At 65.9% G+C, this 22152-nt stretch carries 17 protein-coding genes; 10 read left to right on the top strand and 7 right to left on the bottom strand.

Going from position 1 to position 22152, the window contains the following annotated elements:
• Positions 1-22 precede the first annotated feature (22 nt).
• A complete protein-coding gene (locus KGA65_RS18155; protein ID WP_225864529.1) occupies positions 23-787 on the top strand; it encodes an SAM-dependent methyltransferase in 765 nt (254 codons plus the stop codon).
• Positions 788-800: 13 nt separating this feature from the next.
• On the top strand, positions 801-1157 hold the full coding sequence (locus KGA65_RS18150) for a DUF1304 domain-containing protein (RefSeq protein WP_225864528.1): 357 nt from the start codon (positions 801-803) through the stop codon (positions 1155-1157).
• 27 nt (positions 1158-1184) lie between these two features.
• Here the strand turns inward: KGA65_RS18150 and mnmE are convergent, their stop codons facing one another.
• The 5 genes from mnmE to rpmH all read right to left on the bottom strand — a co-directional run bounded on the left by mnmE (position 1185) and on the right by rpmH (position 5555).
• Positions 1185-2588 (bottom strand): tRNA uridine-5-carboxymethylaminomethyl(34) synthesis GTPase MnmE, encoded by a 1404-nt coding sequence (mnmE, locus tag KGA65_RS18145; protein WP_225864527.1) that lies wholly within the window; start codon positions 2586-2588, stop codon positions 1185-1187.
• Between the two features lie 234 nt (positions 2589-2822).
• Positions 2823-4484 carry a membrane protein insertase YidC gene (gene yidC / locus KGA65_RS18140; RefSeq protein ID WP_225864526.1) on the bottom strand — a complete coding sequence of 554 codons (1662 nt, stop codon included), beginning with the start codon at positions 4482-4484 and terminating at the stop codon, positions 2823-2825.
• Positions 4481-4855 (bottom strand): membrane protein insertion efficiency factor YidD, encoded by a 375-nt coding sequence (gene yidD, locus KGA65_RS18135; protein ID WP_225864640.1) that lies wholly within the window; start codon positions 4853-4855, stop codon positions 4481-4483. The genes yidC and yidD overlap by 4 nt, the downstream gene beginning before the upstream one ends.
• A gap of 33 nt (positions 4856-4888) precedes the next feature.
• A complete protein-coding gene (locus KGA65_RS21195; RefSeq protein WP_375142653.1) occupies positions 4889-5200 on the bottom strand; it encodes a ribonuclease P protein component in 312 nt (103 codons plus the stop codon).
• Between the two features lie 217 nt (positions 5201-5417).
• Positions 5418-5555: a 50S ribosomal protein L34 gene (gene rpmH, locus KGA65_RS18125; RefSeq protein WP_151126018.1), complete on the bottom strand. Its 138-nt coding sequence runs from the start codon at positions 5553-5555 to the stop codon at positions 5418-5420.
• Between the two features lie 255 nt (positions 5556-5810).
• Between rpmH and dnaA the strand changes: the two genes are divergently transcribed.
• From dnaA to KGA65_RS21110, 7 genes are all read left to right on the top strand, one after another.
• Complete coding sequence (gene dnaA / locus KGA65_RS18120; protein WP_225864524.1) at positions 5811-7349, top strand: chromosomal replication initiator protein DnaA; 1539 nt, start codon at positions 5811-5813, stop codon at positions 7347-7349.
• Between the two features lie 221 nt (positions 7350-7570).
• Positions 7571-8677, top strand: a complete 1107-nt coding sequence (dnaN, locus tag KGA65_RS18115; protein ID WP_225864523.1) for a DNA polymerase III subunit beta — start codon at positions 7571-7573, stop codon at positions 8675-8677.
• Positions 8678-8798: 121 nt separating this feature from the next.
• Positions 8799-11327 carry a DNA topoisomerase (ATP-hydrolyzing) subunit B gene (gyrB, locus tag KGA65_RS18110; RefSeq protein WP_225864522.1) on the top strand — a complete coding sequence of 843 codons (2529 nt, stop codon included), beginning with the start codon at positions 8799-8801 and terminating at the stop codon, positions 11325-11327.
• Positions 11328-11494: 167 nt separating this feature from the next.
• Positions 11495-12952 carry an ATP-binding protein gene (locus KGA65_RS18105; protein WP_225864521.1) on the top strand — a complete coding sequence of 486 codons (1458 nt, stop codon included), beginning with the start codon at positions 11495-11497 and terminating at the stop codon, positions 12950-12952.
• Between the two features lie 20 nt (positions 12953-12972).
• Positions 12973-15087, top strand: a complete 2115-nt coding sequence (locus KGA65_RS18100) for a type I restriction-modification system subunit M (RefSeq protein WP_225864520.1) — start codon at positions 12973-12975, stop codon at positions 15085-15087.
• Complete coding sequence (locus tag KGA65_RS18095) at positions 15087-16466, top strand: restriction endonuclease subunit S (RefSeq protein WP_225864519.1); 1380 nt, start codon at positions 15087-15089, stop codon at positions 16464-16466. The genes KGA65_RS18100 and KGA65_RS18095 overlap by 1 nt, the downstream gene beginning before the upstream one ends.
• 41 nt (positions 16467-16507) lie before the next feature.
• Entirely contained in the window at positions 16508-19768 is a 3261-nt protein-coding gene (locus KGA65_RS21110) for a type I restriction endonuclease subunit R (RefSeq protein WP_225864518.1), read from the top strand.
• A 13-nt stretch (positions 19769-19781) separates the two neighbouring features.
• On the opposite strand, the gene KGA65_RS18085 is transcribed toward KGA65_RS21110, so the two are convergent.
• Positions 19782-20108 carry a DUF805 domain-containing protein gene (locus tag KGA65_RS18085; RefSeq protein WP_225864517.1) on the bottom strand — a complete coding sequence of 109 codons (327 nt, stop codon included), beginning with the start codon at positions 20106-20108 and terminating at the stop codon, positions 19782-19784.
• A gap of 66 nt (positions 20109-20174) precedes the next feature.
• On the opposite strand from KGA65_RS18085, the gene KGA65_RS18080 reads away from it, so the two are divergent.
• Positions 20175-21764, top strand: a complete 1590-nt coding sequence (locus KGA65_RS18080) for a methyl-accepting chemotaxis protein (RefSeq protein ID WP_225864516.1) — start codon at positions 20175-20177, stop codon at positions 21762-21764.
• A gap of 18 nt (positions 21765-21782) precedes the next feature.
• Here the strand turns inward: KGA65_RS18080 and KGA65_RS18075 are convergent, their stop codons facing one another.
• Positions 21783-22145 (bottom strand): hypothetical protein, encoded by a 363-nt coding sequence (locus KGA65_RS18075; protein ID WP_225864515.1) that lies wholly within the window; start codon positions 22143-22145, stop codon positions 21783-21785.
• Between the last annotated feature and the right edge of the window lie 7 nt (positions 22146-22152).

The raw sequence follows: 22152 nt of genomic DNA, 5'->3' as shown, positions 1-22152 counted from the left end.
ATTTCACAAACGTAATACCCGCATGGACATTCCACGGATTTTCAACATCACCGAGAGCGCTCACCGCATCCACAACCCCTTCACCGCCGACAAGTTCGCCACGTTGGGCGCGGCCTTGCGGCTGGAACCGGGCGCCCGGGTGCTCGACCTGGGCAGCGGTTCGGGGGAGATGCTGTGCACCTGGGCCCGCGATCACGGGGTGGTTGGCACCGGGATCGACATGAGTGCCTTGTTCACTGAGCAGGCCCAGCGCCGCGCGGTGGCGCTTGGCGTGGACGATCGGGTCACGTTCGTCCACGGCGATGCGGCGGGCCATGTGTCGGATGAGAAGGTCGACGTGGCTGCCTGTGTGGGTGCCACGTGGATTGCCGGGGGCGTGGCGGGCACGATCGCGTTGCTGGCGCGGAGCCTGCGCCCGGGCGGGATCATCCTCGTTGGCGAGCCTTACTGGCGGCAACTGCCGCCAACCGAGGCGGTGGCCAAGGGCTGTCTTGCCCACGCCATTGCCGACTTTCTCACCCTGCCGCAGTTGCTCGCCTCGTTTGGCCAGCTTGGCTATGACGTGGTCGAGATGGTGCTGGCGAACCAGGACGGTTGGGACCGGTACGAGGCTGCCAAGTGGCTCACGATGCGCCGATGGCTGGAAGCCCATCCCGATGACGAATTGGCCGGGGAGGTTCGGGCCCAACTGAGCACGGAACCGGTGCGCTACGCCACCTACACGCGCGAGTATCTGGGCTGGGGCGTGTTCGCGCTGATGCCGCGCCTGGACCTCCGGCCCATCTGACAGGACACCTTTGATGGCCACCGCTGCAAATCTCGTCGTCGGCTTGATCGGTCTGCTGCACCTCTACATCCTGGTGTTGGAGATGTTCCTGTGGGACAAGCCCAAGGGCATGAAGGCGTTTGGGCTGCGCCCCGAATTTGCCGCGGCCACCAAGGTGCTGGCGGCCAACCAGGGGCTCTACAACGGCTTTCTGGCCGCGGGGCTGTTCTGGGGGCTGTGGCTGGGCACACCGGGGCGGCCGGTGCAGGTGTTCTTCCTGCTGTGCGTGCTGCTGGCCGGGCTGTTCGGCGCCGCCACGGCCAGCCGACGCATTCTGTTCATCCAGGCCGTGCCAGCCTTGGTTGGGTTGGTCTTGGTGGCGCTGGCCTGAGCGGCTGGACCACCACGTCGGTGCCCCTTATTTGCCGATGCAGAACCGGCTGAAGATCTCTCCGAGCAGGTCGTCGGCGCTGAAGCGGCCGGTGATCTGCTGCAGGGCCTCGTGGGCCAGCCGTAGCTCTTCGGCCAGCAGGTCCAGCGCGGCGTCGGCCTGATCGGCGTGGGCCGCGGCCAGCGCCAGGTGCTCGGCCGCTTCGCGCAGGGCCTGCACATGGCGGGTGCGGGCGATGTAGACGCCCTCGGGCGCGGCCTGCCAGCCGGCGCGTTCCAACAGCAGGTGGCGCAGCGCGTCCAGGCCCTGGCCGGTGCGGGCGGAGATGACGATGGCCGTTTCGCCCTCGGGATGGCCGGTCAGCGCCTCAGTGCCACTGTCGGCCTTGTTGAAGACCTGGATCAGGCGGGCTGGGTCCACGGCCTGCAGCTTGTGGGCGATGAGGGCGTCGGCCGCCTGGTAGTCGGCGTCGGGCAGCCGGGTCAGGTCGTGCAGGAACAGCACCGCATCCGCGCTGGCGATGGATTCCCAGCTGCGGGCCATGCCGATGCGTTCGACCTCGTCGCTGGCCTGCCCGTCCTCGCGCAGACCGGCGGTATCGGTGATGTGGATGGGCACGCCCTCGATCTGAATCGTTTCACTGACCCGGTCGCGCGTGGTGCCGGCGATGGGCGTGACGATGGCCAGTTCGGCGCCGGCCAGGGCGTTGAGCAGCGAGCTCTTGCCCACATTGGGCTGGCCGGCCAGCACCACCCGCAGGCCCTCGCGCAGCAGTGCGCCCTGGCGGGCCCGGCCCAGCACCGCGTCTACCGCGGCCTGGATGGCGCGCAGCTTGCCGCGCGCATCGGCTTTTTCCAGAAAGTCGATCTCCTCCTCAGGGAAGTCCAGCGTGGCCTCCACCAGCATGCGCAGGGTGACGATGCGCTCGGCCAGGGCCTCGATCTCTTGCGAGAAGGCGCCGGCCAGTGAGCGGGTGGCGCTGCGCGCGGCCGCCTCGGTGCTGGCGTCGATCAGGTCGGCCACGGCCTCGGCCTGGGCCAGGTCCAGCTTGTCGTTCAGGAACGCGCGCTGGGTGAACTCGCCCGGCTCGGCCAGGCGCAGCTGCCAACCCAGGGCGGCGCCGGCGTTCAGGCAGCGGGCCAGCAGCAGTTGCAGCACCACTGGGCCGCCGTGGGCCTGCAGTTCCAGTACGTCCTCGCCGGTGTAGCTGTGCGGGGCCGGGAAGTAGAGCGCCAGGCCGTGGTCGATCAGGCTGCCATCGGCCTCACGGAAGGGGCCGTAGAGCGCCTGGCGTGGCGCGGGCACCTGGCCCAGCAGGGCCTGGGCCAATGGCTTCAGGTCCGGCCCAGAGGCGCGGACGATGCCGACCGCTCCGCGTCCGGGGGCGGTGGCGATGGCGACGATGGGGTCCTGGTGGCGGCCGAGCAGCATGCGCGCATTGTCGGGCAGCCTAAGGACGTGTTGGCGCGGGGGGCGGGCCGTGTTGGCCGTCACCGGCCGCTGCGTCACCCAGCTTCCGAACCGCACGCGAGAAGGGCGTGCGGTTCACCCCCGCCTTCGTGGTATCGGCGGCGCTGCAGATGTTTCTATTCGTAAAAACCACGACGCCCCGGGGACCGTGCGGTCCGCCGGGGCGTCGCTGCTCAGGGGAGGCTCAGACCGGGGTCAGAGCACGCCCATGCGCTTGTTGATGACGTACTGCTGGGCGATGGACAGCAGGTTGTTCGTCAGCCAGTACAGCACCAGGCCGGACGGGAAGAAGAAGAACATGAAGCTGAAGGCCAGCGGCATGATCCACATCATCTTCTGCTGCATCGGGTCGGCTTGCTTGGGCGACAGCCAGACCTGCAGCAGGCTGGACAGGGTCATCAGCGCCGGCAGGATGAAGTACGGATCCTTGGCGGCCAGGTCGGTGATCCAGCCGATCCAGGGCGCGCCGCGCATTTCCACGCTGGACATCAGCACCCAGTACAGCGCCATGAAGAACGGCATCTGGATGAAGATCGGCAGGCAGCCGCCCAGCGGGTTGACCTTCTCCTCGCGGTAGATGCGCATCATCTCCTGCTGCATCTCCTGCGGCTTGTCCTTCAGCCGTTCGCGCAGTTCCATGATGCGCGGGTTGACGGCCTTCATCTTGGCCATCGACTGGTAGGCCTTGGCGTTGAGCCAGTAGAAGGCGATCTTCAGCAGCACCACCAGCAGGATGATGGACCAGCCCCAGTTGCCGATGAACTTGTAGAGTTGGTCCAGCACCCAGAACAGCGGCTCGGAGAGCACCTTGAACCAGCCGTAGTCCTTCACCAGTTCCAGGCCCGGGGCCAGGGTGGCCAGCTTCTTCTCTTCCTGCGGGCCGACGAACAGCGTGGCGTCGTTGGTCTGGGTGGCGCCCGGGGCCAGCGTGCCCAGCGGCTGCAGCAGGGCCACGGTGTACAGGTCCGGGCCGATCTTGGTGGTGCGGAATTCGCGCGGCGAGCCGTCCTTCACCAGCCAGGCGGTGGCGAAGTAGTGCTGCACCATGGCGATCCAACCGTCATTGGCCTTCTGCACGTGCAGCGGCGAATCACCCGGCTGGTGCTTGGCGATGTCGTCGAAACTGACCTTCTGGTAGCGCTTCTCGTCGGAGTAGACGGCCGGGCCGGTGAAGGTGCTGTAGAACGACGAAGTGGCGCCAGCCGCCTGACTGTTGCGCTGCAGTTGCAGGTAGAGCTGGGGTTGCAGCGGGGTGCTGCCGACGTTGGTCAGCGCCTGCTTCACATCCACCGTGTACTGGCCGCGGTGGAAGGTGTAGGTCTTGACCAGCTTGGCACCGCCCACGTCGGGCGATTCGAAGCGCACGGTCAGCGTGTCCTGCCCATCCTTCAGCTCACGTTCGCCCGGCACCGCGCTCATCACCGTCAGGTGGGTGGGCAGCGGCGTGGCGCCAGCGCTGATGTAGCCGGTTTGCGCTTCGTAGCGGTGGCCGGTCTCATCCAGCACCAGCATGGGCTGTTTCGGATCGGTGTCGCTGTGGTACTTGGGCAGGGCCACGCGGGCCATGGTGCCGCCCAGCGTGTCGAAGGTGACCGTCATCACGTCCGTGCGGACGGTGAAGGTCTCGCTCTTGACGGCGGCCGGGGCCGAGGCGCCCGGGGTGGCGGGCACGGCACCGTTGGCGGCCACCGAGGCGGGCGAGGGCACGCCGCCATTGCCGGACGCTGCCGCCGAGGCCGCGGGCACCGGGCCACCGAACAGGGTGGGCTGGCCGTTGTGGCGGCTCCACGCGTCCCACAGCAGGACGAGCGACATGGTGAACACCACCCACAGCAGGGTGCGGCGCATATCGGTCATGAGGAAGGCCTGGAAGAAGTCAGAGAAACGAGGGTGGCCGGGTCGGCTGACGAGGGTGTGTCAGCCGGCGTCCCGGTCTCGGGGGATTCGGTCGGCAGGGTGGCGCCGGGCAGCAGGTGCCGGAACAGCCGGGGCCGTTCCGGTGGCACCGGGTCGCAGCCCCCGGTGCACCAGGGGGCGCAGCGCAGGATGCGCACCGCCGCCAGATAGCTGCCGGCCGCGGCACCGTGACGTTCCAGCGCCTGCAGCGCATAGCGCGAGCAGGTGGGCTCGAAACGGCACTGGTTGCCCAGCCAGGGGCTCAGCAAGAGGCGGTAGCCACGCACAGCAACCTGCAGCAGCCGACGCGGCAGCAGGCGCAGGGGAGGCATGGACGTCATGGGCGGCTCGGCCAAACGGACCGCTCAGGCTCGGGCGCGCGAACGCGGCCGGCCACCGCCGGGGGGCAGTGGCTGGTGGATGGCACGGTCGAACAGCTGTTCCATCTCCGCATGGGCCGCCTCGCGCAGTGCCTCGGAGGCCGGGCTGGCGAACTGCTGGCGGTCGAACGGCGCACGCAGACGCACCACCCACAAGCCCGAGGGCAGGGTGGCGAGATGTCGCGCCATGGCGGCACGCGCCTGACGCTTGATCAGGTTGCGGGTGACCGCTCGCTTGGCATGCCGCTTGGGCACCACCAGGCCCAGCCAATGGCCGGTGCCAACGGACTCATCCACAGCCTCACCCGCAGCGGGGAGAGCGCTTGTGGACAACTCTGGTGACAAGCCCGGGACAACCGGTGCAAGACCCGTGGACAACACCGCAACGCGGCATGCCAACGGCCCGCCCGTCACATGGTGGATGGCGAAGTGAGCACTGCGGGAACGCTGCGGTGCGGCGAGCACGCGCTCAAAATCGGCCGGACGCACGATGCGGCCGATCATGGCGACGGGATCAGACCCGCGAGAGCTGCTTGCGGCCCTTGGCGCGACGCGCGTTGATGACGGCGCGACCACCGCGGGTCTTCATACGGACGAGAAAACCGTGCGTACGGGCGCGACGGACCTTGGAAGGCTGATAGGTGCGCTTCATGGTGAGTACCTACTGTGGGCCCTGGCCTTGAAGGCGGCCAAAGGCTTGGGGCTAGCGGAGCCCAGGCAAGACGAGACCCACCCAGGCGTTCGGGAAACCCACGATTAGACCAAAAAACGCCAGTCCGGTCAAACACTTGCACGGCAGCATGCGCTCCCGCGAGGGGCTTGACCCCGCGGAAGAAACTGTGGATAACCTCGCACCAGGCCGCCCGAGGAGTGCGTAGAATGCGGCCGCTCAAGAAGAATTGTCCACATGAGCATTGACCTGTGGCAGAGGGGCTGCGAGCGACTCGCAACCGAACTGCCCGAACAACAGTACACCACCTGGATCCGACCCCTGCCCCCGGCCGACGTCACGGAGGATGGCGAGGCGGGGACCGTCGTCAGCCTGCGCGTGCCCAACCGCTTCAAGCTGGACTGGATCCGGTCCCAGTATTCCGCCCGCATCGAAACGGTGCTGACCGAGCTCGCCGGCAAGCCGGTGCGCCTGGAGTTGTCGCTCGCCCCGCGGGAAGGCCCTGCGCTGGGTGCCCGTCCCCTGCCTTCGCGGCCCAACAGCGCCGCGGCGGTGTTGCACCGGGCCATGGTGAACGCGGCGCAAGGCCATGCGGCCGCGCGCCAGCAGGCCGCCCTGCTGCCGGCCGACGGCCCGGCGTTGGACAACGCGCCCGGCGCCCAGGCCCGTCCGATGGCCGATGGCGCGCCGGTTGAGCGCCGAGCCCCCAGCGTGCCGGCCGAGGCCCGGGCCCCGGCCGCGCCCAGCCCCGCCAGCCGCAGCCGCCTGAACCCGGCGCTGACCTTCGACACCCTGGTGCCCGGCCGGGCCAACCAGATGGCCCGCACCGCTGCGCTGCACGTGGCCGGCGCGCCGGGTGTCATGTACAACCCGCTGTTCATCTACGGCGGCGTGGGCCTGGGCAAGACCCACTTGATCCACGCGGTGGGCAATGCCCTGCTCAAGGACAACCCGAACGCCCGCGTGCTGTACCTGCACGCCGAGCAGTTCATCTCCGACGTGGTGAAGAACTACCAGCGCAAGACCTTCGACGAGCTCAAGGCCAAGTACCACCAGCTGGACCTGCTGCTGATCGACGATGTGCAGTTCTTCGCCGGCAAGGAGCGCACGCAGGAAGAGTTCTTCAACGCCTTCGAGGCGCTGCTGGCCAAGAAGGCCCACATCATCATGACCAGCGACACCTACCCCAAGGGGCTGGTGGACATTGACGAGCGGCTGACCAGCCGCTTCGACGCCGGGCTGACGGTGGCCATCGAGCCGCCCGAGCTGGAGATGCGGGTGGCCATTCTGCTGGCCAAGGCCAAGGCCGAGGGCGCCCCCATGCCCGAGGACGTGGCCTTCTTCGTGGCCAAGAACGTGCGCGCCAACGTGCGCGAGCTGGAAGGCGCGCTGCGCAAGGTGCTGGCCTACGCCAAGTTCAGCCACAAGGACATCACCATCCACCTGGCGCGCGAGGCGCTCAAGGACCTGCTGTCGATCCAGAACCGGCAGATCTCGGTGGAGAACATCCAGAAGACGGTGGCCGACTTCTACAAGATCAAGATCGCCGACATGTACAGCAAAAAGCGCCCGGCCAGCATCGCCCGGCCGCGCCAGATTGCGATGTACCTGGCCAAGGAGCTGACCCAGAAGAGCCTGCCCGAGATCGGCGAGCTGTTCGGCGGCCGCGACCACACGACCGTGCTGCACGCGGTGCGCAAGATCGGTGGCGAGCGGCAGAAGGACACCGAGCTGAACCAGCAGCTGCACGTGCTGGAGCAGACCCTCAAGGGCTGAACGCCGCCCGGAACCGGGCTGGGGACAAGTTTGGGACAACACCGAGCTTGTCCACCGCCCCGGCGATCGGGCCGAAGTTGTTGTACCTTGACCCCATCGCAAGCCCCCCGTTCATCCCCATAGAAAGCCGCCTGCTAACTGCCTGTCAAAACAGGTGAAAATGGCGTTTTCCACAACGGTGGTCCGTTCCTACTACAACGACCCATCTGAAAGAGGAAGACATGATTGTTTTGAAAGCCGCGCAACAACAAGTGCTGGGTGCCCTCCAGGCGGTTTCCGGCATCGTCGAGCGGCGTCATACCCTGCCCATCCTCGCCAACGTGCTGCTGCGCAAGAACGGCGCCAGCACCGAACTGACCACCAGCGACCTGGAGATTCAGGTGCGCACCACCGCCGAGCTGGGCGGTGACGAGGGCAGCTTCAGCACCACGGTGGGCGCGCGCAAGTTGATCGACATCCTGCGCTCCATGCCGGCCGATCAGATCGTCAGCCTGAGCGCCAACGGCAACAAGCTGACCCTGCAGGGCGGCAAGAGCCGCTTCACGCTGCAGACCTTGCCGGCCGAGGACTTCCCGCTGGTCAATGAGGCGGTCGACTTCGGCCCGGCCTTCAGCGTGCCGCAGAAGGTGCTCAAGGGCCTGATCGACCAGGTGCACTTCGCGATGGCGGTGCATGACATCCGCTACTACCTCAACGGCATCCTGTTCGTGGCCGAGGGCAAGACCCTGACCCTGGTGGCCACCGACGGCAGCCGCCTGGCCCTGGCCCAGGCCGAGCTGGAGACCGACATGCCCAAGCAGGAGGTCATCCTGCCGCGCAAGACGGTGCTGGAGCTGATGCGCCTCTTGGGCACCGGCGAGGACCCGATCGAGCTGCAGTTCGCCGGCAACCAGGCGCGGTTCAGCTTCTCGGGCATGGAATTCGTGACCAAGCTGGTCGAGGGCAAGTACCCCGACTACAACCGCGTCATCCCGAAGAACCACCAGAACCTGATCGTGCTGGGCCGGGCCCCGCTGCTGGCCAGCCTGCAGCGCGCCGCCATCCTGACCAGCGAGAAGTTCAAGGGCGTGCGCATGAACGTGGAGCCGGGCGCGCTGCGCATCGCCTCCAGCAACGCCGAGCAGGAAGAGGCCAAGGAAGAACTCGAGATCGACTACGGCGGCCCCGCCATCGAGATCGGCTTCAACGTGACCTACCTGATGGACGCGCTGGCCAACATGGACAGCGAAATGGTGCAGATCGCGCTGCACGACGGCAGCTCCGCCGCGCTGATCACCGTGCCCGGGCAGGACGGCTTCAAGTACGTCGTGATGCCGATGCGGATCTGACCGCCCCCTGCCTCCACAGCACAAGCGGGACCGCCTCTGACCGGGGCACCCGCTTGAAGCGTTTCAAAGCCCCGGCGTTTTTGCGGCGCCGGGCCTCTTTCGAGAGTTTTCCGAGAGCCTCATGAGCGACACCACCCCCACCCCCGACAGCCAGCAGCCCACTCCCGCCTTGCAAGGGTCCGGCGGCTATGGCGCCGAGTCCATCCAGATCCTGGAAGGCCTGGAGGCGGTGCGCAAGCGCCCGGGCATGTACATCGGCGACACCTCTGACGGCACCGGCCTGCACCACCTGGTGTTCGAAGTGGTGGACAACTCCATCGACGAGGCCCTGGCCGGCTACTGCGACGACATCGTCGTCACCATCCATGCCGACAACTCCATCAGCGTGGTGGACAACGGCCGCGGCATCCCGACCGGCGTCAAGATGGACGACAAGCACGAGCCCAAGCGCTCGGCCGCTGAAATCGCCCTGACCGAGCTGCATGCTGGCGGCAAGTTCAACCAGAACTCGTACAAGGTCTCCGGCGGCCTGCACGGTGTGGGCGTGTCCTGCGTGAACGCGCTGTCCAAGTGGCTGCGCCTGATCGTGCGCCGCGACGGCCAGGTGCACGCCATCGAGTTCCGCCGGGGCGTGCCGGTGGACCGCCAGATCGAGATCGTCGACGGCGTGGAAACCAGCCCGATGAAGATCACGGGGCCGACCGACAAGCGCGGCACCGAGGTCCACTTCCTGCCCGACACCGAGATCTTCCAGCAGAACCACGAGTTCCACTACGACGTGCTGGCCAAGCGCCTGCGCGAGCTCTCGTTCCTGAACAACGGCGTCAAGATCCGCCTGGTCGACCAGCGCAACGGCGGCAAGGAAGACAACTTCGCCTATGCCGGCGGGGTCAAGGGCTTCGTCGAGTTCGTCAACAAGGGCAAGAAGGTCCTGCACCCGAACATCTTCCACGCCATGGGCGACAAGATGAGCGACCAGAACACCAACGTCGGTGTGGAAGTGGCGATGCAGTGGAACGACTCGTTCAGCGAGAACGTGCTCTGCTTCACCAACAACATCCCGCAGCGCGATGGCGGCACCCACCTGACCGGCCTGCGCGCGGCGATGACCCGCGTCATCAACAAGTACATCGAGGACAACGAGCTGGCCAAGAAGGCCAAGGTCGATGTGACCGGCGACGACATGCGTGAAGGCCTGGCCTGCGTGGTCAGCGTCAAGGTGCCCGAGCCCAAGTTCAGCAGCCAGACCAAGGACAAGCTGGTTTCCAGCGAAGTGCGCGCGCCGGTGGAAGACATCGTCAGCCGCCTGCTGACCGACTGGCTGCTGGAGAACCCCAGCGACGCCAAGATCATCTGCGGCAAGATCGTGGACGCGGCCCGTGCCCGCGAGGCCGCCCGCAAGGCCCGCGAAATGACCCGCCGCAAGGGCGTGCTTGACGGCATGGGCCTGCCCGGCAAGCTGGCCGACTGCCAGGAGAAGGACCCCAGCCTCTGCGAGATCTACATCGTGGAGGGTGACTCCGCCGGCGGCTCCGCCAAGCAGGGCCGCGACCGGAAGTTCCAGGCCATCCTGCCGCTGCGCGGCAAGATCCTGAACGTGGAGAAGGCGCGCTACGAGAAGCTGCTGTCCAGCCAGGAAATCCTCACGCTCATCACCGCGCTGGGCACCGGCATTGGCAAGGGCATGGGCGGGGACGACTTCAACCCCGACAAGCTGCGCTACCACCGCATCATCATCATGACCGACGCGGACGTGGACGGCGCCCACATCCGCACCCTGCTGCTGACCTTCTTTTACCGCCAGATGCCCGACCTGGTGGAACGCGGCCACATCTACATCGCCCAGCCGCCGCTCTACAAGGTCAAGCACGGCAAGCAGGAGCAGTACCTGAAGGACGGCCTGGAGCTGGACGCCTACCTGCTGCGGGTGGCCCTGGACGGCGCGAGCATCGACCCGCGCAACGGCCAGGACGTGATCCAGGGCGAACGCCTGGCCGAGCTGGCCCGCCACTACGTGCGCGCCAACAACGTCATCGACCGCCTGGCCAACTGGATGGACGTGGAAGCCTTGCACGCCATCGGCAACGGCCTGACGCTGGACCTGAGCGACACCGGTACGGCGGAGGTCAGCGCGCTGGCCCTGAAGGCCGCGTTGCACGACGCCGACGTGGAAGCCGTGTTCGACGAGCGCACCGACAAGCACCTGCTGCGCATCAGCCGCCGCCACTTCGGCAACATCAAGAGCAGCATCATCGGCCCGGACTTCCTGCACGGCGACGACTACGAGGCCCTGACCCTGGTCGGCCGCGAGTTCAAGGGCCTGCTGGGCGCCGACGCCGTGGTCAAGCGCGGCGAAGGCGAGAAGGCCAAGGAAACCCGTGTGGCCGACTTCCGCGCCGCCATGGCTTGGCTGATGCTGCAGGCCGAAAGCAGCGTGGGCCGCCAGCGCTACAAGGGCCTGGGCGAAATGAACCCCGAGCAGCTGTGGGAAACCACCATGGACCCCGCCGTGCGCCGTCTGCTGCGCGTGCAGATCGAAGACGCCATCGAGGCCGACAAGGTCTTCACCATGCTGATGGGCGACGAGGTGGAACCGCGGCGCGATTTCATCGAGACGAATGCGTTGAGGGCGGCGAATATCGACGCGTGATCGGTTATCACATCCGAATCCGGAAGCCGTCGATTCATCCCGTTAAATCAACAACTTGCTATCACACCGCGGGGTTTTTCCCGCGGCTGAGCCGCCCAGTGTCCCGGTATCACACCCGAATCCGGAAATTCTGAAAATCTCTTTTCAGATCAAGCACTTGTCATCACATGAGCAGCAAGCACTGGGTCGCCCAAGCCGCAGCAGTGCTGCAGGAGAGCCTGCAACCGGTTCCCCATGAGCTCAACGAGCTGGACTGGAAGAGCAGCCTCTCCACCCACAAGGACCGCCTGGCCGAGCACCTGATGGCTCTGGCCAACCTGGCGGGCGGTGGCACCCTGGTCTTCGGGGTGAGCAACAGCGGGCAGGTGCAGGGCATTGCCCAGGACGAGGTGGAGCGCATCATCGGCACCCTCAGCAACCTGGCACGGGAGGCCGTGGAGCCCCCCATCGCCCTGGATCACGCGCTCCACGGCCACGCAGAAGGGATGCTGCTCTTCGTCCATGTGCCGGAGCAAGGCATCAAGCCTGTCCACCGGCGCGGAAAGTCCATCGAGGAAACCTGGATCCGCTCCGGCGGCTCCACCCGCAAGGCCTCCCGCCAAGAGGTGGGCGCCCTGATGATGAACAGCGCCCCCCAACGCTGGGAGGATCTGCGCGCCTCACCCTTGCTCCAGCTGTCCGAGGTGGAAGCCCTGCTGGACCTGGCGGCAATCGCCCGCCTGCTGGAGCGCCCGTTGCCGGCGGACGAAGACGCCCTCGGCCGCTGGCTGCAGGAAGAAGGGCTGACCGTGGCCGATGGGCGCGGTCACTACATCACCCACTTCGGGGCCATTGCCGCGGCGCGCCAGCTGGACCAGTTTCCCAATCTGAGCCGCAAGGCCATCCGCCTGGTGCGGTACCGCGGCACCAACAAGGTGGAAGCCATTGACGAACTGGACGGCCAGCGCGGCTACGCCATCGGCTTTGAAGGCCTGATCCGCCATCTGCGCTCCGTGCTGCCGCATTCCGAGGTCATCCGCCAGTCGCTGCGCCAGGACGTGTGCGTCTACCCGGAACTGGCCCTGCGCGAGTTGATCGCCAACGCTCTCATCCACCAGGACTTCCAGGTGGGGGGCGCCGGGCCCATGATCGATCTCTACAGCGACCGCATCACCATCACCAACCCGGGTACCCTGCTGCCCGGCAAGAAGCCCGATCGCCTGATCGGCGCCACACCCGAATCCCGCAACGAGAAGCTGGCCTCGGCCTTCCGGCGCTACCGCATCTGTGAGGAGCGCGGCACCGGCTTCCAGAAAGTCATCCAGGACATCGAGCTGTTCGGTCTGCCTCCGCTGCAGATCACCGCACACGAAAACGCCTTCAGCGTCACCCTCTGCGCGCCCCGTGCCTTTGCCGACATGGGCACGCCCGATCGAATCGAAGCCTGCTACCAGCACGCCGTGCTGCAGTACCTCTCCAGCCAGACGCTGACCAACACCTCGCTGCGCCAACGCTTTCAGCTGCACGACAAGCAGCGCAACAGCATCACCAACCTGATTGCCGACGCCGTGGCCGCCGGGCGCATCAAGCGCAAGGACGCCAGCAGCGGCAACAAGTTCGCCGAATACATCCCCTACTGGGCCTGAGGGCCTGCCATTGCCGGGCCATGAACCGCAACCAGCTCAAGCAACTCGAAAAAGACCTCTGGGCCGCCGCCGACAAGCTGCGCGCCAACTCCGACCTCAAGGCCAGCGAGTACAGCACCCCGGTGCTGGGCCTGATCTTCCTGAAGTTCGCTGACAACAAATACCGCCAGCACGAGCCGGCCATCCTGCAGGAATACCAGAAGCTCAAGGGCACCCGGCGCGAACGCACCCTGGAAGAAATCGCCATCGAGAAGTGCGGCTTCTACCTGAAGGACTTTGCCCGCTACGACCACCTGCTGAATCTGCCCGAGAAGGAAGACATCGCCAAGGCCATCCGCCGCGCGATGGCCAGCATCGAGAACACCAAGCCCGAGCTGCTGGGCGTGCTGCCGCAGGAAGAGTACGACCGCTTCACCCGCAGCCCCAAGAACCAGCACATCCCCAAGGACCTGCTCAAGCTCTTCTCCGACATCCCGGTGGATGCCTCGGGCGACGTGTTCGGCCAGATCTACGAGTACTTTCTAGCCAACTTCGCGCTCAGCGAAGGCCAGGGCGGCGGTGAGTTCTTCACGCCGCGCTCCGTCGTCAAGCTGATGACCGAGATCATCGAGCCCCACGGCGGCAAGGTGTTCGACCCGGCCTGCGGCTCCGGCGGCATGTTCGTGCAGTCGGCCGAGTTCATCCTGCAGCACCAGGCCGACAAGGCCGCCGACCTGGACGTCTTCGTCTGCGGCACCGAGAAGACGCTGGAGACCGTCAAGCTTGCCAAGATGAACCTGGCCGTGAACAACCTGCGCGGCGACATCAAGCAGGCCAACACCTACTACGAAGACCCCTTCAACGCCTTCGGCGCCTTCGACTACGTGATGGCCAACCCGCCCTTCAACGTGGACGACGTGACGCTGGACGCCGTGGAGAAGGACCGCCGCTTCAACACCTACGGCGTGCCGCGCAACAAGACCAAGGCCAAGAAATCAGAGGGCAAGGACGGCAAGGAAAAGGCCGTCGAGACAGTGCCCAACGCCAACTACCTCTGGATCAACCTCTTCGCCACGTCGCTCAAGCCTGGCGGCCGCGCGGCGCTGGTCATGGCCAACTCGGCCAGCGATGCCCGCCACTCCGAGGCCGACATCCGCCGCACGCTGATCGAGCAGAACCTCATCTACGGCATGCTCACGCTGCCGTCCAACCTGTTCTACACCGTCACGTTGCCGGCCACGCTGTGGTTCTTCGACAAGGGCAAGACCGATGACAAGGTGCTGTTCATCGACGCCCGCAACATCTTCACCCAGGTGGACCGCGCCCACCGTGAGCTGAGCGACGCGCAGATCCAGAACATCGCCCTCATCCCCCGCCTGCACAAGGGCCGGCGCCAGGAGTTTGTGGACCAGGTGGACGCCTACCTGCACCAGGGCATGGCCCAGCTGAAGGAGGCTGCCGAACAACTGCCCACGCTGAGCGAGCGCCTGCTGACCGTGCTGGCCGAAGAAGCCGCCGACGCCGAAACCAGCCAGGTCGCCCGCGACGCCATCGCCGCGCTGCAGACCCAGTGGGGCCAGCTCGCCACGCTGGAACAAGCCCAGGCCCAGCACGAACGCACCCGCGGCCAGAAGCACAGCGTGGAAGACCGTAACACCGCCCAGCACCTGCTGCGCGCCCAGTTCACGCCCTTCTTCACCGGCCTGCACGCGGCGGTGAAGGCGCTGGACAAGGCCATCCGCGAGATGGACAAGCGTCAGGCTGAGGCCGCCAAGGCAGACGGCAAGCGTGCCACCGCCAACCGCCAGACCAAGGGCGTGAAGGCGGCGGTGCAGGCCTTGCACGACGAGCTGAAGGTCGCCGAGCTGAACTACCAGCATGTGAGCTGGCTGCAGGAGCGCTTCCCCCAGGCCGCCTACGAAGACGTCACCGGCCTGTGCAAGCTGGCCAGCCGCGAGGAAATTGCTGAGCAGGATTGGTCTCTGAACCCGGGGCGGTATGTGGGCGTGGTGATTGAGGAGGATGGGAAGACGGAGGAAGAGTTCCTAGCTGCGATCGCAGAACAGCACGCCGAACTGGAATCATTCACAGCTGAAGCGCACGCGCTTGAGGGGGCGTTGACCAAGAACCTTGCGGCCATCCTTGGGGGCCACTGATGGACAAGAGAGAAGCCATCGGCGTACGGGACGCAAGTTTTGAGCTCACGACCGTAGGTGATCTGGTCAAACGAGGCGTCTTGGAGCGACCTATCGACGGTAACCACGGAGAAATTCACCCCAAGTCAGCGGACTTCGTTTCCGAGGGCGTGCCGTTCGTGATGGCGAGCGATCTCAAGAACGGTCGCGTTGACTATGACCAATGCGCCTTCATCACCGAGCGTCAGGCCGAAAGTCTACGCAAGGGATTCGCAAAGAACGGCGACGTGTTATTGACGCACAAGGCCACGATTGGTGAAACCGCCATCGTGGCTTACGACCGGCATCCGTACATCATGCTGACGCCCCAGGTGACCTACTACCGCGTCAAGAACAAAGCGGCGCTCAGCAACAGGTACCTGAAGGCCTACTTTGACAGCTCCTTGTTCCAGCAGACGCTGCAAATGCTGGCCGGGTCTGGCTCAACTCGTGCCTACCTCGGCATCACTGAGCAGCATCGACTGCCGGTCATCCTCCCACCGCCCGACAAGCAGGAAAAGATCGCTGCGATTCTGGGCACGATTGACGACCTGATCGCCAACAACCAGCGCCGCATCGCCTTGCTGGAGTCCATGGCCGAAGAGATCTACCGCGAGTGGTTTGTGCGGATGCGATTTCCGGGCTGTGAGGCCGCCACCTTCTCGAAAGGTATTCCAGAAGGCTGGGAAGTGGTGAAGCTTGGGCAACACTGCGGCATCGTGAAAGGCAAGTCCTACGCCTCGGACGATCTGGTCGATGACCCGACGGCCATGCCCTTCGTGACACTGAAGTCTTTCAACCGAGGTGGCGGCTACCGTGCGGGTGGATTGAAACACTACAAGGGTGAGTTCAAGAGCGAGCAGTTGGTCAAACAGGGAGACATCGTCATGGCGGTCACCGACATGACGCAGGACCGGGTGGTCGTCGGGCGAGCCGCGCGGGTGCCGGACCTCGGCGAGAGGGGCGCTGTCATTTCGCTGGATGTCATCAAGCTAGAACCAAAGAAAATCGACCCGACGTATCTCTACTTGTTCCTGCGCTTCTCGGGGTTCGCAAGCCACATCAAGGAGTTCGCCAACGGGGCGAATGTTCTCCATTTGAAGCCTGACCTCATCCTCGCGCAAAGTGTGGCGATGCCGCCCCGTGCTTTGCAAGATCGGGTGTCGCTGATTGCAGAGCCCATGCTTCAACAGGCGGAGCAACTTGCCCAGAGCAGCCGGAGGTTGAGCGATATGCGCGATGCACTGCTCCCCCGCCTGATCTCCGGCAAACTCCGCGTCGACGCGCTAGACATCCAGTTCCCGCCCAGCATGCAGCCGCCGCCCGCAGAGGCCGCGCCGCGTGAGGCGATAGCCCCTTAGCAGGTCTTCTTCTCCACAAGCAGCAACACCAGGGAGGTGACGTGGCCGCCGCGAAGAATTTCATCAGCGAAGACGACATCGAGCAGGCCCTGCTGCAGCGGCTGCAGCACCTGTGCGGCTTCGATGCGCTGAACTGCTTCACGGCCCAGCCCGATGACCTGAACGACGGCTCTGGCCGTGCGGACAAGCGCGAGGTGATCCTGGCCAACCGCGTGCGCGCCGCGCTGGAGCGGCTGAACCCGCAGGCCCCGGCCCACGCGGTGGACCAGGCCCTGGCCCAGCTGGTGCAGCCACGCACGGCCATGAGCCTGGTGGCGGCCAACCGCGAGATGGATGCCCTGATCCGCGACGGCGTGCCGGTGAGCTACAAGCCCGAGGCCGGGCCGCAGGTGGGGCAGACGGTGACCGAGCGGCTGAAGGTCATCGATTTCGAGGCGCATGACCCGCGCAGCGGCCGCAACCACTACCTGGCGGTGAGCCAGTTGTGGGTGCGCGGCGAGCTTGGCTACCGCCGGCCCGACGTGCTGCTGTACGTGAACGGCCTGCCCCTGGTGTTCATCGAGCTGAAGAACAGCAACGTGAAGCTGCGCGCGGCCTTCGACGACAACCTGACCACCTACAAGGCCGAGATCCCGCAGCTCTTCACCGCCAACGCGCTGTGCCTGCTGAGCAATGGCATCGAGACCCGGCTGGGCAGCATCACCGCGCAATGGGAGCACTTCTTCACCTGGCTGCGGGTGGACGACGAGAAGGAAAAGCTGGACCGCCCGGCCATTGCCGCCCAGGGCCTGAGCGTGGAACGGGCGGTGCTGGGTCTGCTGACGCCCGAGCGGCTGCTGGACTACGTGGAGAACTTCTGCGTGTTCTACCGCGAGACGCAGAAGGTCATCGCGCAGAACCACCAGTTCATCGGGGTGAACAACGCCTTCGCGCAGTTCCAGCGCCGGCGCGAGCTGGGCGGCAGGCTCGGCGTGTTCTGGCACACCCAGGGCTCGGGCAAGAGCTTTTCGATGGTGTTCTACACGCGCAAGATCTTCCGCAAGCTCACCGGCAACTTCACCTTCGTCGTGGTGACCGACCGGGATGACCTGGACGGGCAGATCTACCGCAACTTCCTGCACACCGGCGTGGTGGCGCCCACGGACGATGTGCGGCCCAAGGGCAGCGCCCAACTGCGCGAGATGCTGGGCAAGAACAAGCGCGTCGTGTTCACGCTGATCCAGAAGTTCCGCTTCGAGAAGGGCAAGGACTACCCGCTGCTGTCCGACCGCGACGACATCGTCGTCATCGTGGACGAGGCGCACCGCACCCAGTACGCGGGCCTCGCCGAGAACATGCGCGCCGGCCTGCCGAACGCGAACTTCCTGGCCTTCACCGGCACGCCGCTGCTGGGCCAGGAACGCAAGACCAACGCCTGGTTCGGCGATTACGTGTCGGAGTACAACTTCCAGCAGAGCGTGGAAGACGGCGCCACCGTGCCGCTGTTCTACGAGAAGCGCGTGCCGGAGGTGCTGATCCAGAACGACGACCTGAGCGAGGAGTTCGCCGAGATTCTGGAGGACGAGAACCTGGACGAGCCGGCCCAGGCCAAGCTGGAAAAGCGCTTCGCCCAGGAGATGGCGGTCATCAAGGTGGACGACCGGCTCGAGACCATTGCCCGCGACATCGTCTTCCACTTTCCTCGCCGAGGCTACCTGGGCAAGGGCATCGTCATCTCGGTGGACAAGTTCACCGCTGTGACCATGTACGACAAGGTGCAGGCCCTGTGGAAGGCGGAGATCAAGGCGCTGAACGGGCGCATCACGGCCACGCAGAATGATGTGGAGCGGCAGCGCCTGAAGCAGCTCAAGGCCTGGATGAGCACGGCGCAGATGGCGGTGATCGTCAGCGAGGAAGCGGGCGAGGAAGAGAAGTTCGCCAAGAAGAACCTCGACATCAAGCCTCACCGCCAGCGCATGAACGCGCTGGACGCCCATGGCCACGACATCGAGTTCAATTTCAAGGACCCGGAACACCCGCTGCAGCTGGTGTTTGTCTGCGCCATGTGGCTGACGGGCTTTGACGCCCCCACGGTGAGCACGCTGTACCTGGACAAGCCCATGCAGGGCCACACGCTGATGCAGACCATCGCGCGGGCCAACCGGGTGACCGGTCACGAGATCCACGGTGTGGCCAAGCGCCATGGCGAGATCGTGGACTACTACAACGTCTTCCGACGGATGAAGAAGGCCCTGCGCGACTACGCGGCCGGGCCGGACGACGAAGAGCTGCCTGTGCAGGACAAGAGCCAGCTCTTTGCCCTGCTGGACGAGGCCATCGAACAGGGCTTCGCCTTCTGCCACACCCAGGGGGTGGCCTTGCATGAAGCCCTGGACAGCGGCGACGTGTTCACCAAGCTGGGGCGGTTCAACGGCTTTGCGGACACGCTGCTGGCCAGCGAGGAGCAGCGCAAGTCCTTCAATGTCTACGAGAACACCATTTCCTCGCTGTACGAAGCGTGCAAGCCGGAGGTGTTGGGGCAGGGCAAGAGCCAGGTGGTGTCGGCCTTCCAGTTCCTGCGCGGGGTGATGGATGCCATCGTCGAGCAGGCCGACATCGACAACGCCGTGCAGCGCCTCGAGGCCCTGATGGACGCCAGCGTGGTGGTGGACAAGGCCGAGGTCTTGGCGGCCAAGGAGTTCGAAGCCCAGTTCAAGATCGTCCAGCGCGGCAAGGCCTGGGACCTCAGCAAGGTCAATGTCGAGAAGCTGCGGGAAGAATTCCAGCGGGCCCCCTACAAGAACATCGAGATCGCGGACCTGCAGGCCTTTCTGCAGCGCAAGCTGGCCGAGATGCTGGCCCAGAACAGCACGCGGGGCGATTTCGTGCAGCGGCTGCAGAAGGTGATCGACACCTACAACTCAGGCGCCACCGCCACAGAGAACTATTACGAAGAGCTGACCGCCTTCGCACAGTCACTCAAAGAGGAAGCCGAGCGGGCCATCCGGGAAGGGCTGACCGAAGACGAACTCGAGATCTTTGACCTGCTCAAGAAGGACGCCCTCACCCAGGACGAAACCCAGCGTGTGAAGCTGGCGGCCAAGCACTTGCTACAGCGCCTGGTGGCCGAGCAACCCAAGGTGCTGGTGCAGGGCTGGCACATGAACGCCCAGACGCAAAAGCAGGTGCGGGCCGAGATCGAGCGGGTGCTCGACCAGGACCTGCCCGAGACCTACGACCGCACCGCATTCAAGCAGAAGTGCGACAACGTGTACGACCTGATGGTGGAGTACGCCATCCGGGGTCGGAAGTGGGCAGCTTAGGCGCCGGTACCTCTCACGCCCACCGGCTGCCGCTTTTGCTTTCCTGGGCAAGCCAATAGATCAAAACAAGCCAGCCGACAAACGGAATCAGGCCGACGAGCTGGAGCCAGCCGCTGCGGTCGGTGTCATGCAGGCGGCGCGCGGCCACGGCCAGGTACGGCACCAGGGTGGCCAGGGAAAAGATCGCGGACAGCTTGTGGCTGATCACGCCCAGGATCAAGCCGCCCAGCAGGCAGAAGAGCGCCCACCACCAGAACTTGGCACGGCCTGGGGGGAGCAGGTCAATGGAAAAACATGCCGCTGATGTTTTAAGTCTGCGAGGGAAAGGTCGATGTTTCAAGCAATGTCGTCCGGCACAGGCGCAGGCCTGTGTGGACGTTTTGCCTTGACCTCTTCCTGTTCAGCGATGACCTCAAAGTTTGACCAGCTGCCCCTGCGCATCAAGTTGATGGCCGCTTTTGGCCTGCTCACGTTGTTGTGTGCCCTGAGCGGGGGCATTGCGCTGTGGCACCTGCAGCGAACCCACCAGAACCTGGATGATCTGGTCAGCGATGCCGGGGTCAAGCTCGCCCTGGCCCAGGATGTGTCGGTCCAGGTGCACATCGGGGTGGAGTCGATCATGACCACCATGGTGATCACCGACCCTGCGGCCATCCAGGCCACGATGAAGCGCATCAACACCGCCCTGCAGCGTTTTCTAAAGGGCCGTGAGGAGCTGCGCCAGCGCTACCGCGACGATGCGGAGGCGTCCCGTCTGGTGGATGCCGTCTATGAGATCAACGACAAGCGGGCCGTGCCGGAGTTCCAGCGCTTCGCGGAGCTGGTGAAACAGGGGCAGCGGGATGAGGCGGGCCGCTGGCTCACCGAGCACAGCGGCCCGTCCATGCAGGCGCTGCAGGATGCCATCAGCCAGATCGTGACCTACCAGACCAACCGCAATGCCGAGTTGCAGGCCCGCAGCACCGCGGACTACGCGCTGGCCCAGCGGGTCACGCTCGGCGCCATCCTGCTGTCGCTGGTGGCGGGGGTGGTCTTGTCACTGCAGCTCTCGCGCCGCCTGGGCCAGGCGCTGGGCGCCGAGCCTGCCGCGCTGGGGGCGATGGCGCAGCGCATTGCCGATGGTGATCTGAGCCCGCTGCCGGCCGCTGCGCAGGCGCCGCATGGCAGCGTGCTGGCCTCGCTGGGCAGCATGCAGCACAGCCTGGCCACCATCGTCGAGCAGATCCGCAGCGGCAGCGACAGCATCGCCACCGCGTCGAGCCAGATTTCCACCGGCAACGCCGACCTCAGCCAGCGCACCGAGCAGCAGGCCAGCAACCTGCAGGAGACGGCCTCGTCGATGGAGGAGATTGCCGGCACCATCCGCAGCAGCGCGGACACGGCCCGCCATGCCGACCAGCTGGCCACCCAGGCCTCGGCGGCGGCGGCCCAGGGCGGCGAACAGATGTCCGAGGTGGTCCACACCATGCAGGACATCACCACCTCGTCCCAGCGCATTGCCGACATCATCGGCGTGATCGACGGCATTGCCTTTCAGACCAACATCCTGGCGCTGAACGCGGCGGTTGAAGCGGCCCGGGCCGGTGAGCAAGGCCGTGGCTTTGCGGTGGTGGCCAGCGAGGTGCGCAGCCTGGCCGGCCGCTCGGCCGAAGCCGCGCGGGAGATCAAGCGACTGATCGGTGTGAGCGTGGAGAAGGTCGAGATCGGCGCGCGGCAGGTGGATGCCGCCGGGACCTCGATGGGGGCGATCGTCTCGCAGATCCACCAGGTCAGCCAGCTGATCAACGAGCTCTCCGGGGCCGCCGAACAGCAGTCGCAAGGCATCGTGCAGGTCAACAGCGCGGTGCAGCAGCTCGACCAGATGACCCAGCAGAACGCCGCGTTGGTGGAAGAGAGCGCGGCCGCCGCAGAAAGCCTGCGCGGTCAGGCCACGCGGCTGACCGAGGCCGTCAGCGTCTTCACACTGGGCCACCCTTCCGCCCCGGCTGGGCGCTGACCTGTCGGCCGGTGCGACTCAGGGGCTGAACGCCCACAGGCCGGGCAAGCGCGCCCGGTAGCGCCGCAGTTCCAGCCCGGCCGGCGGCAGCCAGGTGGACAGCACCGTCCACACCCGGGCCCGCGCAGCTTCGTCGCGCGGCGGGACCAGCGTGGCCAGCGCCGCCCAGGCGGGCCAGTCCACCTTGGGCATCTGGGCGCGCACCTCCTCGGGCAGGGCCTGGGCGCTGTCGGCCATGGTTTTGAGGTGGCGCTCGATCTCGGGCCGGGCCAGGCGCGAGGCCTCGTACTGCGCGCGGTCCATGTCGCCCAGCAGCACCTGGATGGACCCGCCGGCCTCGAAGAAGTTGGCCAGCAGGGAGGCGACGTAGAGCTGCTGCATCGCGTGG

It is taken from the genome of Ideonella benzenivorans, from assembly GCF_020387415.1.
GTDB classification, from domain to species: Bacteria; Pseudomonadota; Gammaproteobacteria; order Burkholderiales; family Burkholderiaceae_C; genus Ideonella; species Ideonella benzenivorans.
This window is presented reverse-complemented; position numbering and strand designations above follow the sequence as displayed.